At 53.7% G+C, this 17,087-nt stretch carries 13 protein-coding genes; 5 read left to right on the forward strand and 8 right to left on the reverse strand.

The window, feature by feature from the left end:
- Positions 1–205: 205 nt before the first annotated feature.
- The 7 genes from BLQ59_RS02545 to BLQ59_RS02575 form a co-directional block, all read right to left on the reverse strand.
- The gene (locus BLQ59_RS02545) at positions 206–1,138 is read right to left on the reverse strand and encodes a M14 family metallopeptidase (protein WP_074571364.1); all 933 of its coding nucleotides are present in this window, start codon (positions 1,136–1,138) and stop codon (positions 206–208) included.
- Entirely contained in the window at positions 1,135–2,067 is a 933-nt protein-coding gene (locus BLQ59_RS02550; RefSeq protein WP_074571365.1) for a M14 family metallopeptidase, read from the reverse strand. Before BLQ59_RS02550 ends, BLQ59_RS02545 begins: the two co-directional genes overlap by 4 nt.
- 2 nt (positions 2,068–2,069) lie before the next feature.
- On the reverse strand, positions 2,070–2,846 hold the full coding sequence (locus BLQ59_RS02555; protein WP_074571366.1) for a transglutaminase family protein: 777 nt from the start codon (positions 2,844–2,846) through the stop codon (positions 2,070–2,072).
- 31 nt (positions 2,847–2,877) lie between these two features.
- Positions 2,878–3,540 (reverse strand): alpha-E domain-containing protein, encoded by a 663-nt coding sequence (locus tag BLQ59_RS02560; protein ID WP_176756699.1) that lies wholly within the window; start codon positions 3,538–3,540, stop codon positions 2,878–2,880.
- Complete coding sequence (locus BLQ59_RS02565; RefSeq protein ID WP_074571368.1) at positions 3,531–4,841, reverse strand: circularly permuted type 2 ATP-grasp protein; 1,311 nt, start codon at positions 4,839–4,841, stop codon at positions 3,531–3,533. The genes BLQ59_RS02560 and BLQ59_RS02565 overlap by 10 nt, the downstream gene beginning before the upstream one ends.
- A gap of 303 nt (positions 4,842–5,144) precedes the next feature.
- A complete protein-coding gene (locus BLQ59_RS02570) occupies positions 5,145–6,908 on the reverse strand; it encodes an Rqc2 family fibronectin-binding protein (RefSeq protein WP_074571369.1) in 1,764 nt (587 codons plus the stop codon).
- 65 nt (positions 6,909–6,973) lie between these two features.
- On the reverse strand, positions 6,974–7,759 hold the full coding sequence (locus BLQ59_RS02575) for a DUF4931 domain-containing protein (protein ID WP_014424732.1): 786 nt from the start codon (positions 7,757–7,759) through the stop codon (positions 6,974–6,976).
- Positions 7,760–7,962: 203 nt separating this feature from the next.
- Between BLQ59_RS02575 and BLQ59_RS02580 the strand changes: the two genes are divergently transcribed.
- Positions 7,963–10,053 (forward strand): methyl-accepting chemotaxis protein, encoded by a 2,091-nt coding sequence (locus BLQ59_RS02580; protein WP_074571370.1) that lies wholly within the window; start codon positions 7,963–7,965, stop codon positions 10,051–10,053.
- Between the two features lie 77 nt (positions 10,054–10,130).
- Here BLQ59_RS02580 and BLQ59_RS02585 read toward each other — a convergent pair whose 3' ends face one another.
- Positions 10,131–11,546 carry an alanine/glycine:cation symporter family protein gene (locus BLQ59_RS02585; protein WP_074571371.1) on the reverse strand — a complete coding sequence of 472 codons (1,416 nt, stop codon included), beginning with the start codon at positions 11,544–11,546 and terminating at the stop codon, positions 10,131–10,133.
- A 252-nt stretch (positions 11,547–11,798) separates the two neighbouring features.
- Between BLQ59_RS02585 and BLQ59_RS02590 the strand changes: the two genes are divergently transcribed.
- The 4 genes from BLQ59_RS02590 to rpoN all read left to right on the forward strand — a co-directional run bounded on the left by BLQ59_RS02590 (position 11,799) and on the right by rpoN (position 17,028).
- Positions 11,799–12,221, forward strand: coding sequence for a hypothetical protein (locus BLQ59_RS02590; RefSeq protein ID WP_074571372.1), 423 nt, complete (start codon positions 11,799–11,801; stop codon positions 12,219–12,221).
- A 115-nt stretch (positions 12,222–12,336) separates the two neighbouring features.
- The gene (locus tag BLQ59_RS02595; protein WP_074571373.1) at positions 12,337–14,250 is read left to right on the forward strand and encodes an ABC-F family ATP-binding cassette domain-containing protein; all 1,914 of its coding nucleotides are present in this window, start codon (positions 12,337–12,339) and stop codon (positions 14,248–14,250) included.
- Positions 14,251–14,345: 95 nt separating this feature from the next.
- A complete protein-coding gene (locus tag BLQ59_RS02600) occupies positions 14,346–15,635 on the forward strand; it encodes a hexokinase family protein (RefSeq protein ID WP_074571374.1) in 1,290 nt (429 codons plus the stop codon).
- Positions 15,636–15,663: 28 nt separating this feature from the next.
- Positions 15,664–17,028: an RNA polymerase factor sigma-54 gene (rpoN, locus tag BLQ59_RS02605; protein WP_074571375.1), complete on the forward strand. Its 1,365-nt coding sequence runs from the start codon at positions 15,664–15,666 to the stop codon at positions 17,026–17,028.
- Positions 17,029–17,087: the final 59 nt, after the last annotated feature.

The raw sequence follows: 17,087 nt of genomic DNA on the forward strand, positions 1-17,087 counted from the left end.
AATGTTGACCTTGCCGAGCGGGTCGTTTAGCGCAACCAGAAAAAGCACTCCCCCGTGAACCCCTGACTGCGCATGAGCGGGATACCTTTGCCACGAACTCCCCGATAAACTGCAATTTAAAGAAAGTCCGCTGACAACTTCGTCAGTGGACTTTTAGCGTTATAGGGGCTATTTTTTTACCGGTTCTTGCTGATTTAGCCGGTGTTTATTGGGGGATAAGGCGGAACAAGATGGTATGGGCTGAGATAATCTGGGCGTGGCGGGCGAAGAAAATCAGGCCGTCATGCGGGGCGCGGATTTCTTCGTATACTTCTGCCGTATATGGATCTACAATATTGGCGATGATTTCGCCGCTTTTGACCTGCTGGCCTACCTTGCGGCAGTGGAGCAGGATGCCTCCGTAGCAGTTCCGTACGGTGAGAAGATTATTCTCTTTTATTTCCTGCGTCAGTGCCCCTGCTGGCAGCGCGGCGTCTTTAAGGAAGCCGTGACAGGCCAGAAAGCGCAGAATGCTGTCTGTGGCTTCCTGTGCGCTTTCCTCGTCAATGAAATCGGTGGCCTTGGTATAGAGGGAAAAGGTACGGGTTTCCCAGACCTGCCAGTTATAGTTCAAGGTGGTGGTGTCGTAGGGATGGGGCTTGCGGGTGATCAGATAGGGCAGGCCGAAGTCCAGCCCTTCCTCGTTATCCTGCCAGCCCGTGTCCATAATGCGGATATGGGGCACGAAATCACCGGGCAGGTAGAGGCTGGTCAGATGGATGCCAAAGGTATAGCCCTTGAGCGCCGCAAAGATGCGGGCGGCCAGCCGCTGGGTGGTTTCGCCTTTTTCATAGCCTGGGAACATGCGGTTGATATCCGTATTGTCCAAGGGCCAGAAGCGGCGGCTGACATTCATGGAGAACTGGCCCGCGCAGGGAATGACCAGGATGCCGCAATCATCTGCCAGTTTACCTGCGGCTTCCAGCTCGGAAAGCTGCTGTACCAATTTGGCCGCCGTATACATCTGCTGGAACTCATCACCGCGGATGGCGCCCATCACCGCCAACGTCTTTTTCTCGCTGCCAAAAAAATAGCCATAGACCGGAATAGATTGACGGTAGGGCTGGGCATCTATCGTGAATAAAGTTTTTCTCTTCATAGGGTAGTGCCTCCTAGTATCCGGGCAATCAGCGAGCCTTCATTGACCACCGGGTATTCCCGCAGGGTGAAGATAAGACCGCTGGCAGGGCTCTGCAGTTCTTCCCGGATTGTACCGGTCAGCGGGTCGGCAATTATGCCGATAAGCTCACCCTGCTCCAAACGGTCGGCATGCTGTACCTTGGGGATAAAGATGCCCGAGGTATTGGCATTGACAAAGGAAACACTGCCGTCACTGCTGATGATGGGCGGCGCCACGGGCGGGGCCGGTTCGGTCAGCATTCCGAGTTTTGCCATCACAGAAAGGATTCCCGTAATCAGCTGGTCGCCGTAACTGCGGGTAATCCGCATGCCAACGCCCATTTCTACCACGAGAGTGGGCGTACCGATGGCGTTGAGGCTGTAGGCCAAAGTGCTTTCCAGCACTGTGGCGGCGCTGTGAATCCAAAGAAAGTCCATGTTCAGATGCCTGGCCAGCGGCACCAAGGTTTCGGCACTGATTTCGTTGATGCGCACTTGGGGGATTTCCCGCAGGAAGATATTGCTGGCATGGATGTCAATGCAGAGGTCGGCACCGGCAATATCTTCCACGATGCCATGGGCGATGTATTCGTACATGGTCTCGTCCGGACTCCCTGGGAAAATCCGGTTCATGTCCAGGTCGAATCCCGGTAGTCCTCGGTATATCGTGCTGATGCCCAAGGGGTTCAGCGCCGGGTATATATCTACCGTACCGCAGAGGGCGGGCAGTTTTTTTTTCAGTACCCGGGCCAGCTGGAAGGCCACATACTGACCTTCCAGTTCATCTCCATGGGTGCCGGTGACGATGGCCAGCCGGTGCTTGTGCGGCTCCTGGCCTTCGATGCGGTTCTTTTGTATCACGAGTGTCTCGCCCACGGGCAGGCGGGCGGACACCACTTCTTCAATCATATTCATGCCTCCGTCACTTTCATAAATACGGTTTGGAGCTGATCGGCTTTGCCGGAAAACATCCCTCGTTCCAGTGGGCAGTCGTTGTAATCCCGGCCCACGCAGAACTTGAGATAGCCTTCGTCGGCAGGGCAGTCCCTTGTTGGATCAAGTCCGTGCCAGAAGCCATCGGCCCAGATTTCTGCCCAGGCATGGCTGGCCCCTTCGCCGAGGGGCAGGCCACTGACATAGCGGGCGGGGATATGGGCCATGCGGCACAGCGTCAGGAAAACATGGACGTAATCCTGACAGACGCCAGTGCCCTGTTGGAAAGCCTCGGCGGCAGAGGTAGACACGTCCGTTTTGCCCGGGGCATAGGTAAAGTGGCGGTGTACCCGGGCCGCCAACCGTTTGGCTGTTTCCAGGGTTCCCTGCTTTATGGGCAGGGCGGCAAAGAAATCCTCCAGCTCCTTGGTGGGCTGCGTCAGCGGGGAAGGATAGAGATAATAGGGCGCCGCAGGGGCTTTTTCCCGCTGCGTATCATCGCGATAGCCTTTTCCCTGCAGGGTATAATGGAATATTTTGTGGGGCTTTTCCACCCGGCCGGCGCAGTAGCGGTTGCCGAAGGCATCCTTGCCCAGACTGGATACCGTACATTCCGGCAGCAGGGACAGGGAATGTTTTTCTATTTTCTGCTCCGGCAAATCGGCGGGCAGGCAGCGCAGGAGAAATTCGTGTTCCGTAATGGGTTGGGAAAATTCCAGTTTCGTATCAAAGTAAAATTCCAGAGAACGTCCCATGGCCGTTCGCCTCCTTTTCAGCAGCTAAATTTCAAAGGGAAAAATACGCTTCTACCGCCCGCAACAGAGTCAGGCGATTATCTCCTTTCAGGGGCAGCGGCGTGTCCTTGATAATCTTGAAGCACTCCGGTGCTGGCGTCAGCCTGGCCCGCTTGGTGCGATAGAGGAGCCGTCCCACCTCGGTGGGCAGGAATTCCAGACGCCAGCCCAGGCGCAAGTAGAGGCTCAGCCGTTCCACGCTGGCGCCGCATTTGATGATGTTGCGCACTTCCATATCGGGAATGCAGTCATCATAACAGCCCCGGAAGGCCAGAATGTAATCGATGGTGCGCTGCAGCGGCAGAGTGGGTGAGAGGCTGCCAATGCCGCTGTCCATGGCGGTGACGGCCAGTTCCAGATAGGACAGGGTGCGGCTGCCGATGGTTTCTCGCAGCATCATGCCATTACCCAGCATATTGTCCGCCGCCATGCGCAGGGAGTCGGGATTGGTACTGTCAAAGACATAATCCTGCAGGAATTCCTCGGCGGAAAGATAGAAGCAGTCAATCTCCAAGGCCTTGCAGAACGTCTTGTAATCGGGGGGCTCCCCATCAATCACTTTGTCATACCAGCTCCAGAGATAGGTGAGCGTGGTAACCGTGCGTTCGTAGTAGCGTCCCAGCCAGAAGAGCCGGGAGGCTTTGCTTAATGGCATAGAATCCATGTGTCCTTGAAACCTCCTCCTTGTGACGAGTTGACAACGAAGCTGTCGGGATTGCGGGAAAAGCGGGTAAGGCCGCTGGGCCAGACCACGGGCTTTTCCGCCGTGAGGACAAAGGCCCTGAGGTCAGCCTTGCGCTGGACGATTTCCTCTCCTTCGGTCACGGGCATATCCTGGAAATCCACTACCTCCTGCGCGATAAAGCGGCGGGGAGAGGTGCGGATGGCAGCTTTTAGTTCATCGAGCTGGCCCTTGGTGAGGTCTTCGCCGAAGATGACACCATAGCCACCTGCTTCCGACACATCCTTGACGACCAGCTGGCCAATATGCTCCATGACAAAGGCAAAATCCTCGGGAAAATAGGGCAGGTAAGTCGGGGCGTTCTTGAGGATGGGCTCCTCGCCCAGATAATAGGAAACCATGCGGGGCACGAAGTAATAGATGCCCTTGTCATCGGCCACGCCATTGCCCGGCGTGTTGAGGATGGCCACATTGCCGGCCATATAGGCATCCATCAGATTGGGAATGCCAATCAGGGACGAGGCCTCGAAGAACAAGGGATCAAGATACTCATCGCTGATTCGGCGGTAAAGGGCGCCCACCTGAGTGGCCCCGCAGCTGGTATGGCAGTAAAGCTTGCGGTTCTCTACAAAGAGGTCGCCGCTTTCTGCCAGCACAGCGCCTGCCTGCTCGGCCAGATAGGCATGTTCAAAATAGGCGGCATTATAACGGCCGGGCGTGAAGATGACGTTGATGCCGCCGGTGTTCACATAGTCCATGGTATGCTTGAGCAGTTTGCCATAGTCCCGGTTGTCTACCACCCGGTGCTGCCGGAAGGTGGCAGGGCTGCAGCGGCGGCAGAGTGTCCGGGCAATCAACGGATAGGAGGCCCCGGAGGGAATGCGCAAATTGTCCTCCAGCACATACCATTCCCCGTCCTTGCCCAAAACCAGATCGATGCCGGAAATATGGCTGTAACGATCCTTGGGCGGTGTGATGTCCTCACATTGGGCCAGATATCCCGGCGAGCGGTAGACGAACTCCTCCGGCACGATCTTGTCCTTGATGATCTTCTTCTCGTGGTAAATGTCATAGAGAAAATGATTTAAGGCGGCCACCCGCTGGGCAAGGCCCTTTTCCAACTGCCGGAAATCGTCAGCGGCAATTTGCCGGGGATGGGGATCAAAGGGGAACAGCCTTTCCTTGAAATTGCCATCCTTGTAAATCCCAAATTTTACGCCATAACGGGCGAGCTGCTCATTGATTTCATCTTTATGGGCTAGTAATGCGTCCATATCGTCTCCCTCCTAGTCTTTTTCGGGCAAAGCAAAAAGTGCCTGACGGGCGGGGATAAACCGCCACAGTCAGACACCTTTGTCCTGCCTTTGGTAGATGTGTATAGGCCGATAGCGTGTTATCCAAGGAGCGGGAAAGACAGAATAAAAGCCCGGACGAATCATTATCATTCGTCCGGGCTTCGTTGCCACGCTATCGATGCTTTTATTTTACGCGGAAAGACACATGTTTGTCAATAAAAATATTTGCGATTACAAATTGCATATGTTTGCGGCCGCAAAACTGTAATCATGTTCATGGGGTTATGCTTGGGGATCCTGGGCCAGGATAGGGGCCAGTTCCTGTTCATCCGGGGTGATGTAGAGGGTTTTCTGATTGGTGAAAATCACAAAGCCCGGTTTGCTGCCGGAAGGTTTCTTGACGTAGCGGATTTCCGTATAGTCCACGGGAACCTTGGAGGAGCCCTGTGCCTTGCTGAAATGGGCGGCAAGGCTGGCGGCTAAAAGAATATTATCCTCGCTAAGTTCTTCGCCGCCATTGCGTACGATCACATGGGAACCGGGGATGTTCTGGGTATGAAACCAAGTATCATTGAAGCTGGCGGTCTTGCAGGTCAGTTTGTCGTTCTGGTAGTTGTTCTTGCCCACAAGGATCTGCAGGCCGTCTGGTGTAGTGAAGCGGAAGGGATGGGAGGGCTTGTCGTTGTTCTTGCGCTTGAGTTTTTCGCGCAGGTAGCCGCCCTCTACGAGTTCATTATGGATTTCGGCGATTTCGCCGAGGCTCGATGAAGCGGAGAGGGATGCTTCAATGCTTTCGAGATAGCTGATGGAAGCTTCGCATTCCTGCCGCTGTACCTGCAAAAGTTCCTGGGCGCGTTTGAGCTTGTCGTATTTTTTGTAGCAAAGCTGCATATTCTGGATGATGGTGAAACGCTGGTCGAGGGGAATCGTGATTTCCTCGCCGGTTTCACTGTAGATATTGACCACGGTGATTTCAGCATCTTCATGGTCATTATATTGATACTGATAGGTCATAAGGTTGTCGCCGCGGACTTTGTATTCCTCGGCATTTTCGGCGGCGGCTATTTCCTCATCGAGCTTCACCAGCTTGTTTTCGGCGCGGTGCAGTTCGTTCTTCACGAGTTTCTTGAAGCGGTCCTTATCGGGCAGCACATAGCTGCCGGCCAGTGCGCTGGCCTTTTCGAGCATGGCGCTGATGGTATCGAAGTCCAATGTGACAGCCTGAGGCAGATAGTGGAGGGGGAAGGAGGCCATGGCCAGCACTTTCTGGTTTTCGTCCATCAGGATTACGGGCTGGGCTTCTTCACTGCTGGCGGCCTGGCGGATTTCGGCCAAAGCCTGCTCGATGGAAGTAAAGTCAGCTTCGTCCAATGTATTCAACCTGGTGCTCGGAGCAAAGCCCGCGCAGAAGCAGACTTCCTTAGCTGACACGGGGCCAAAGCCCATGCAGGCGCCAAGGATGGCTTTGTCGAGACGTTCTTGGCTGTCTGTTTCTTTGATGCGCTCCATGACTTGAGCCAGGTCTGTGGCAAAGAGGTCGAGCTTATCCTGCCCCGGGGGCAGTTCATAGGCATCGCCGGGCAGTACTGTGCGCACGCGGCTGCTGTTGCTGCCAATCTTGCGCAGAGCATCGATGATAGTGCCATCCTGTACGAGGATGATATTGCTGTATTTGCCCATGAGTTCCATGACGAGCGTCTTGGTCACGATCTTGCCGCCCGCGGCAATGGAGTCCACATCCATCAGGATCAGACGGTCAAGGCCGTGTTGACGGATAGCGGCAATGCGGCCGGTTTCCAGCTGCTTGCGGAGAACCATGCAGAATACGGGCGGTTCGGGCGGATTTTCCAGATTCTTGGCCATGATATGGGCGGCAGGATTCTGGGAATTGATGCTGATATGCAGTTGATGGTTCTGCCCCGGCTGGCGGATGGACAGGACGATGGATTGTTTATTGGGTTGGGTGATCTTATCGATGCGGCCCCCGGCAAGCTTGTCATTCAGCTCGCGCACGAGAGGACGCATGGAAAAGCCGTCAAGACTCATAGTGGTAAATCTCCTTGTATTACGAAATATAGATTAAATCATTATACTTTAGGTGCGGGGAACGGTCAAACCTCAGCGAAATACAACTGGCGGATGTTTTGGGCTGCTTCCCGGATATTGGTGGGACGCACATGGACGCCATAACCGATGAACAACGGCGGTGTGGCAAAGCGCGGCACGATCTTTCCATAGATTTGCCCGGCCAGCTGATAGAAAAAGATATTGTAGCTTTGCACGCGTCCCTTGTGGAATTGACTGGTCAGATAACGTGTTCCGGTTTGCAGGAAATGAGCCATAGCCTGGATGGCGCAATCGCTTTCAATTTCCTGCGGTACGATATTCAGTTCCCAGAAGCCAATCCGCGGACTCGTGGAAATATTGAATTCTACATTATGTTCCGTGGTAATGATTTCACCGGAAAATTCCTCCGGGTAAACCTGCAGGGGCTGATTTAGATGGGGGAAGGCCACGATTTGCATATGGGGATGTCGGATCGTGCCCCCGGACAGGGGGCCATAGTTTTTGAAGAAGACCACATCCGCGTATTTTCCGGAATGCAGCATTGCCTGCCAGTGATGAAGGCCAAAGCGCAACAGTCTTTGCATATGTTCGGGGCTGTAATCCGGGATATCGCTCTGGCAGATGTCGCTTTCAATCAGCACGAATTGTTCTGTGCCGGCAAGGACATTATATTTATTGCGCAGGAGGATGATGGGGCCATCGGTCGCTATGATGTCGGTCAGTTCCTCGGGATGGCAAAAAGGACAGTAGTTATCCGGATGACGGATGGTCTCCGGTTTCTGCCGTCCGATTTTCATATCAAAGTCGATGAGATTATATGGTAAAGCCATGATTTTTCCTCCCTGGTGCGCCCGTCGTTAAGTCCTAGTTTAGCACAGTGATTCTGGAAAAACAATGAAGGATGAGATTCGCCGATTTTTTACAAAAATTTATGAATCGAGCGATAATTCTAGCAGGAAAAATTTACCCTCCTGTCGTATAAGAAAAGCAAGTGTAGTGAGGTGTATAGGAAGTGCATAAAGGAGATGAGGGAATGGGCGGATTATTAGACCGGCTCAATGTCAAACAGAAGATAATGGTATCCGTGTCGGTGCTCTTTATCTTTGTGATGGCAGTGCTGGGATTTGTGCTGGATGGTATCATCACCGACAGCCAGATGAACAATTTTGAGGAAGAGGCAGATCTGCAGTCTACACAGGTGGATAATGCGATGGATCTGTTCCTCATTGGCTTGCGGGATGGCCTGGTGAATATGGCCAATGATCCTGTACTCAGGGCGGGCGGCGAAATCACCCGCTATATGGATGAGGCCGTAGCTGCTACGGCAGCTTCCGATGGCAATATCACCATGGATCCGCAGGCAAAGGGCGGCTTTGAACTGGCAGCTTATCAGGTCTTCCAGCGATTTGGCGAATCCCATAAGACCGCTGTATCGGTAATCAGCTATGGTACGACGGATGGCGGTTATCTGCAGTATCCGGCCGTGAAACGCAAGAAGGGCTATGATTCCCGCAAGCGCGACTGGTTCAAGGAAAGCATGGCCGATGTGAGCAAGGTTCGCATCACGAAGCCGTTCAAGACTTCCAAAGGGACGCCGACCGTTGGTATCTTCGCGACGGTCAAGGGGATGGATGGCCAGCCTTTGGGTGTTCTGGGGCTCAATATCGATTTGCCGGTGGTTACGGATATGATTTCCGAGATCAAGGTGGGGGAGACCGGCTATATCATGATGTTGGATGCGGATGGCGTGATTATCGCAGATCCCAAACATCAGGATGCAGCCTTCAAGAAACTGGCGGAAGCAGAACTGGGTGAGTTGTCCAACCTGGATACGGCCAAGAGTCTCAAAGGCCTGCGGGAAGTGAATCTGGATGGCAGCAGCAAGATGGTCAATACCTATGTTTCGGAAAAGACCGGTTATCGTTACCTGACCATTGTGGATCGTTCCCAGCTCATGCAAAACGTCAATCACATGCGCATGATTCTGGGCGGTGTTTTGGTCGTTGCTCTGCTTTTGATTTTTGCGGCTACCTATTTTATCTCCAATCTCATCGTATCCCCGCTCAGAGGCCTGCAGGCTTCGGCAGAGCGGCTGGCCGATGGCGATTTGCGTAATAACCAGCTCGCTGTTGATTCGGATGATGAAATCGGCACGCTGGCGCAGTCGTTCCATAAGATGACGACGGAACTTACTACACTTTTGAAACAGATCAAGGGCAGTGCCGATGAAGTATCCAACTCTTCCGGTCAGATGTCCAGCGGCGTAGAGCAGGTGGCTGAGACCATCACCCACGTAGCTGAACAGGTCGGTGATATCGCGGAAGCTGCCAGCCATCAGAGTGAGACCATCAATAATGTCGTGGGCAATATACGGCAGATGACGGACCATGTCAACGGTATTGCCGATAAATCGGCCAATATCAGCAAGACCTCCGGCATGGCAGGCGTAGCGGCCAAAGAGGGTGTTGCCGCCATTGAAGCAGCGGTAGAACAGATGAAGGTTGCGCATAAGACGGTCGTGGAATCCGCAGCAAATGTGGATGAACTGGGCAAGAGCTCCGAACAGATTGGCGAAATCATCAACACCATCCAAAGCATTGCCGAACAGACCAATCTTCTGGCACTGAATGCCGCTATCGAAGCAGCACGGGCCGGTGAACAGGGCCGCGGCTTCTCCGTTGTGGCTGATGAAGTTCGCAAACTGGCTGAGCAGTCCTCCGAAGCTGCTACGGAAATCGCGCAGATGATCAGTGGCGTGCAGCAGGTGACCAAACGTGCCGTGGAATCCATGAATGTGGGTACGGAACAGGTCAGCACCAGCGGCCGCACGGTTGTCGAAGCCGGTGAGAAATTCCGCCAGATTGCTTCGCATATCGAAGAAGTGGATAATCTGGTCAAGGATGCGGCACATAGTGCTTCTCGGGTAGCCGATGACAGTGTGAGCGTACTGCGGGATGCTGAAGATGTGGATGAAACCACCAAGCAGATCACTCAGAACATCGCGTCCATCTCGGCGGCAACCGAGGAACAGTCTGCTTCCATGGAAGAATTGGCTGCTTCCAGCCACAGACTGGCTAATATGGCAGAAGAACTCCAGAAGGAAAGCGCAAGGTTTAAATTCTGATTGTTATAGCAAACTTTGTGTAAAATAAGAAACGTGCAGTGAAATCGGATCACTGCACGTTTTTCTTATTATGATATTCAGTCTTTATCTACACCCCAGGCATGGATGCCATGTTCGTCGGGCAGGATAGCCGGATCGAAGACCGGTTCAACGCCGCGTTTTTTCTGCTCTAAGTAGCTGACGAAGGTTACATGAGCGTATTTATACAGGCGGGAGATCGCATAGAGGTTGGTCAGGCACAGGAGCCCCATAAAGAGGTCGGCCAGGTTCCAAACCAGAGAAAGTTCGGCCATGCTGCCGAAAACGACCATGAAGATGACCAAAGCTCGGAACAGGAAAAGAGCGGTCTTGCCCTTGGCTTCGAAGAAGGCGATGTTGATTTCACCATAGTAGTAGTTGCCGACGATGGAACTGAAGGCAAACATCAGAATCATGAAGGAAACCGCTGCCGGTGCCGAAGCACCGAAGATGCTGGCCAGCGATGCCTGTGCCAGTGCAATACCCGTAAGCTCGCCGCCCACGGTATACTGACCGGCTAGCAATACGATGAATGCGGTAGCCGAGCAGACCAGCCAGGTATCCACATAAACGCCGAACGCCTGGATCAGGCCCTGTTTGACCGGATGGCTGACATCGGCCGTGGCGGCAGCATTTGGCACGGAACCTTCACCGGCCTCATTGGAGAACAGGCCGCGTTTTACGCCCGTGAGGATGGCAGAGCCAAGGCCGCCGCCTACTGCTGCCTGCGGGGAGAATGCGTCATGGATGATCATGGCAAACATCGCCGGCACCTTGTCGATATTGATCACGGTAATGATAATGGCCACGAGGATGTAAAGGCCTGCCATGATGGGAACCAGGAATTCCGTGACCTGGGCAATGCGCTGAACGCCGCCACAGATTACGAGCCCCGTGAAGAATGCCAGCACGCCAGCTGTTACATATTGTGGCACATTGAAGGCCGTAGCGGCCGAAAGGGCAATAGTGTTGGCCTGTACGGAGTTGTAGATCAGGCCGAAGGTGACAGCCAGCAGCACGGCAAAGAGCTTAGCCACACCCGTCTGATGCAGGGCATTCTTGATGTAGTAAGCCGGACCGCCATGGAAGGAACCATCGGGACGCTGAATCTTGTAAATCTGCGCCAGGGTACTTTCCACAAAACCCGTAGCGCTGCCGATAAAGGCGATAACCCACATCCAGAATACGGCACCGGGTCCACCTGTGACGATGGCAATGGCCACACCGGCGATATTGCCGACACCTACACGGGAGGCTGTACTGACGCAAAAGGCCTGGAAGGAGCTGACAGCCCCGCCTTCTGTCTTTTTGCCGATGCCCTCTGTCAGGAGCTTTACCATCTCCGGCAGCAGGCGCAGCTGCACGAATTTGGTGGACAGGGTGAAGTAGATGCCGCACCCAATCAGGATGACGATGAGCACATAAGACCAAAGAATGGTATTGATGCTATCGACAACAGAGTTTAACAAGATCATAAACAACCTTCTTTCTATAAAAAATATAAAACGCCCTTTGTTTCTGCCGATAAATAGAGACAGAAATCCTGTCTGCTTTGCCGGGGAGAAGCAAAAGGCGCCATTGCCTAAGAATATAATCTTTTATGCATAGATATTATAACTAAAAAGTTTACATGTTGTCAATGATAAGACAGTTTTCTGTAATCTTATCGGTTAAAATTGACAAAGCAGAGCGGAAAGGGTAAAGTATTAGAAAGAGATTAGATTTTTATGAGAGCTTTCTTAAAAGTGACGGTGATACAGATGAAGCAACAGTCGAATAACGCTCATGGCAAGGGGGAGAAATCCCTGATGATACTGGCCGTGTTGGTATTGCTGCTCGTGTCCTTCTGCCTCTTTGGTATCATCTGTGATCCAGGCGGGGGCGGATATGTGGAGGAACCTCCTAATATGGTGACGGCTGCCAATACCGGCAGTGATGCGGAAGGGCCGAAAATAGTCGGTGGGTTTGTGCCGGAACGTCATATGGGACCGCCACAGGCCAAGGAAGCGCCATTGTTCCTGAGTTGGAATTTCATCAATGGGCTCTTTGTCATCATCATCCTTTTTGAAATCATCGTGTTCCCGTTGTTATTCTGGTTGTGGTTTGGCAAACAGCAGCATATAGAAGAACAGTCTGACCGGTCAAATTGACCGGTTTTTTCTTTGTTTACCGGAAGAGAAGAAATTTGTTTCGCATCAGGTACTAGGAAAAACAAGCAAAAGACGCTATAATAAGAAGGAATGTTTACAGATAGGACGATAGTTTATGATAATCACCATCGAAAATTTTACCAAGAGTTATGGCGAGAAGGTCTTGTTTTCGGGCATTAACTTCAGCATGGATGCTGGGGACAAGGTGGGCATTGTCGGCGTCAACGGTACCGGCAAGTCCACTTTCATGAAGGCGGTAGCTGGACTGATTCCTGTGGATGAGGGCACGATGACCACCATGCGTGGCTTGCAGCTGGAGTATCTGGCGCAGGATAAGGTCTTTGCCCCGGGAAATACGGTGCTCATGGAGGTGTTCCGCGGACTTTCGCCGTTGATGCAGGCTTTGCGCGGCTATGAGCTGGCCATGGCCAAGGCGGCGGAGCATCCGGATGATAAGGCCCTGCAGCAGGAAATCATGCGTTATACGGCCGTGATTGACGAACATGACGGCTGGCAGCTGGAAAGCTCGGCCAAGACGGTGCTGACGAAATTGGGCATCAACGACTTCACGGCGCCTGTGGGCACGCTGTCTGGCGGCCAGCAGAAGCGGCTGGCGCTAGCCACAGCCTTGATTCAGCCCTGCGACCTGCTGATCCTCGATGAACCGACCAACCATCTGGACAGTGAGACCATTGTCTGGCTCGAGGAATATCTGCGGGGGCTCAAGGGTGCGCTGTTGATGGTGACACATGACCGGTACTTCCTCGACAATACGGCCAACAAGATCTTGGAACTGGATCAGGGTTTGGCCTATACCTATACGGGCAATTATTCGGAGTTTCTCGAGCAGAAGGCCGCACGCCTCGAGCGTTTGCAGGCCACGGAGGCTAAGCGGCAGAACTTCCTGCGCAATGAACTCAAATGGCTGCGCCGCGGTGCGCAGGCCCGTTCCACGAAACAGAAGGCGCGCATCCAGCGCTATGAGGAAGTCAAGAGCCAGAGCGTAAGTATCAGCAATGACACGGTGGAAATCGGGTTGGCAGGCAGCCGTTTGGGGCGTACGGTCATTGAGCTCGACCATGTGCACTATGAGGTGGATGGCCGTACCATCGTGCAGGACTTCACCTATACGGTGCTGCGCAATGACCGCGTGGCCATTTTGGGGGCCAATGGCACGGGCAAGACCACGCTGCTCAATATCATCGCCGGCCTGCAGCAGCCGACCTCCGGCACGGTGACCATCGGCCAGACGGTCAAGATCGGCTACTTTGCCCAGCAGGCCCGGGAGATGGATGAGCGTCTGCGGGCCATCGAATACGTGCAGGAAGCTGCTCATTATATTACCTTGGCGGATGGCACGCGGATTTCGGCTTCCCAGCTCATGGAGCGTTTCCTGTTCCCGGGAGACCTGCAATGGACGCCCATTGCCCGGCTGTCCGGCGGCGAGAAGCGGCGCCTGTATCTCCTGCGGGTGCTGATGGAAGAGCCCAATGTACTGCTGCTCGATGAGCCGACCAACGATTTGGACTTGGAAACCATGGCCGTGCTCGAAAGCTTTATCGACGATTTCCAGGGCGCAATCATCTTCGTGTCTCATGACCGCTTCTTCGTAGACCGGTTGGCCGATAAAGTCTTTGCCTATGAGGAAGGTGGCAGGCTGCGGATGTACGCCGGTGGCTATTCCTATTACAAGGAGAAGCTGGCCGCGGAGCAGGCAGAAACAGAAGTCCTGGCTAAAACCGAGAAGCCTGCCGAGGCTAAGCCAAAGGCAGCGGCCAATCATAACAGTGAACCTGCCGCCAAACGGCGCTTTACCTTCAAGGAACAGAAGGAATATGCGGAAATCGAGGGCATCATAGCCAGCAAGGAAGGGGAACTCAAGGTGGTGCAGCTGCAGATGGCCGAAAACGCCACCGACTTCGGCAAGCTCAACGAGCTGGCCAAGGAGGAAACACGGCTGAACGCCGAGCTCGAACATCTGATGGAGCGCTGGGAGTATCTTGAGGCCATTGCCGAAGAGCAGGCATAAAAAGCCTTCCCCTTGAGGGGAAGGGGGACCGCGTAAGCGGTGGATGAGGTGTCAAGCATTTACTTGCTTAATATACAAAAAAGGGGAAAAAGAAAATGGCATTTAACAAGGAACAATTTGCAAATCTGATTGAGGAGTTCACGGTCAAGACCGAACAGCTACGCGAAATCGCCGCTGACTTCCGCTATGACCTGCGTCTGGGGCTCAAAGATCCGGATCAGTCCTCCCTGCGCATGCTGAAATCCTACGTGGGTCTGCCCACGGGCAAGGAAACAGGGGAATACCTCGCTCTGGATTTCGGCGGCACGAACCTGCGTGTCCTGCGCATCAAACTCTTAGGGGAAGGCAAGTTTGAAGTGCTCAAGAAAGTCGCTAAGCCGCTGAAGGTGGAAGGCGTCTATGACTTTATCGGTGCAGATTCCACTGCTGAAGAGATGTTTGACTTTATCGCCGAACTTGTGGATGAAGCCGTGGAAGGCGACCACACGACGAAATATCTCTTGGGACATACGTTCTCTTTCCCGTCTGAGCAGACGGATCTCTACAATGCTAAGCTGATCATCTGGACGAAGGAATTTGCGACGCCGGGCGTGGAAGGCAAGGTTGTCAATGACCTGCTCAAGGAAGCGCTGCACCGTCAGGGCATCGACAATGTTGAACCGACGGCCGTTATCAACGATACGGTAGCCGTACTGCTGGCTGCTGCTTACAAACAGCCGGATATCTACATCGGTTCCATCTATGCGACGGGCCACAACACCTGCTATCTCGAACCCTATGCCGACAGTGCCGATGCGCCGATGATCCTGAATCTCGAATCCGGCGGTTTCATGAAGCTCGTGCCAAGCCGTCTCGATATTGAATTCGACAAGGCATCCGAGAAACCGGGCGAACAGCGTCTGGAAAAGATGGTGTCCGGCCGCTATATGGGCGAGCTCTTTGGCATGGCTCTCGCAGAACTGCTGGATGAAAAAGGCAAGAACTATGGCTTTACCAGCATCGATATGAGCAACATCATCCTCGACGAAAGTGCTGACAAGGCTGAAGTCGTGAAAATCGTAGCGGCTAAGACCGGCAAGACCATCGACGCAGCCGATGCCGAAATGGTACGCGAATTGGCCAGCACGCTGGTCATCCGTTCTGCCCGTCTTGTGACGGCTTCCTTTGTCGGCATTATCTGGCAGCTGGCTGGTGAAGGCAAGGCACCGAAGCAGCATATCGCTGTGGACGGTTCTGTCTACGAGAAAATGCCACTGGCCAAGGAAAACATCATGCGTGCCCTGTCCGAACTGCTCGGCGAAGAAGCCAGCGTGGTGGACACGGTACTCGAAAACGGTGGCAGCGGCTTAGGCGCAGCGATTGCGGCAGCCATGTCCCAGAAATAAGCAACAATCACAATGAAGGAGTATCTCCATGCAGCAGGAACAATCCCTAAATATGAACCTCTCGCAGCATCTGGCCATGACCATGAAGCTGCAGCAGGCCATACAGATCTTGCAGTTATCCGCACAGGATCTGAAAAGTGAAATCGAAAAAGAATATTTGGAGAATCCTGCGCTGGAGATGGAATACGGCGATGGTGCCGGCGAAAATCAGGGCGAGCTCTTCCGGGCGGATAACCTTTCGGCTTTGGCTGATTATCTGGGGGAGGACGCGAGTGATTTCAGCGGCGGCTTCGCCGAGCGGGAGCATGTCTTCGAATCGGCGGCGCCCGTGAGCACGACGCTTGAGACTGAATTGCTGGAACAGGCGGAATTTGCCTTTGCCGACGAGCAGGAACGGGCTATTGCCACCTTTATCATCGGTTCCATTGACGATTGGGGGTATCTGACCTTATCGTTAGAGGATATCGCCAAGACCATGGAGGCAGATGTAGCCTTGGTGGAGAAGGTTTTGACCGTAGTGCAGGGCTTTGAGCCGGTGGGGGTTGGCGCCCGCAGCCTCAGCGAATGTCTGCGTCTGCAGGCACAGAAACTGGGCATTTACGATGGCCTGGTGGCAGCACTGATTGACAAACATCTGACCGCTGTGGCCGATGCCCGCATCAAGGAAATCGCCGCAGCCGAGGGCTGCAAGCCTGCCGAAGTGCAGATGGCCGTGGATATCCTGCGCAAGCTCGATCCTAAACCAGGCAGTGCCTATGGCGGCGAAGCTGCCAATTACATCACGCCGGATGTACTGGTGCAGAAAACGCCGACGGGGTATCAGGTAAGTCTTAATGATACTTACATCCCGAAACTGAAGATCGCCCCCATGTATAAGGAGGCGGCAGATTTCGACAAGGATACCCAGAAGTATATCAGCAAGCGTCTGAGTGCGGCCTCCTGGCTCATCAACAGTATTGAACAGCGCCGCAGTACCATCAAGAAAGTGGTGGAAGAAATCATCCGTGTGCAGCATGATTTCCTTGAGGAAGGCCATGCGAGCCTGCATCCCCTGACCATGGGGGATGTGGCCGAAGCCATCGGCGTCCATGAGTCAACGGTCAGCCGTGCAGTAGCCAATAAATACGTGGAACTGCCCAACGGCATCATGGCCCTGCGGAAATTCTTCACCGCCAGCCTCAACAAGAGCAGCAATGGCGAAGACTTCATCGCGAGCCAGGCCAAGGCCGCTATAGAGGAGCTCATCAAGGGCGAAAATCCCCAGAAGCCCCTGAGCGACCAGAAGCTCTGCGAACTCCTGCAGGCCAGGAATATGGAACTGTCCCGCCGTACGGTCATGAAGTACCGGGAACAGCTGGGTTATCCATCATCCGTGAAACGTAAACGATATTAAAAAATTGACCGGTCAGATTCTGACCGGTCAATTTTTGTCCTGCTATATATATGGTATGA

The sequence above is a fragment of the Pseudoselenomonas ruminantium genome (assembly GCF_900104055.1).
GTDB classification, from domain to species: domain Bacteria; phylum Bacillota; class Negativicutes; order Selenomonadales; family Selenomonadaceae; genus Selenomonas_A; species Selenomonas_A ruminantium_C.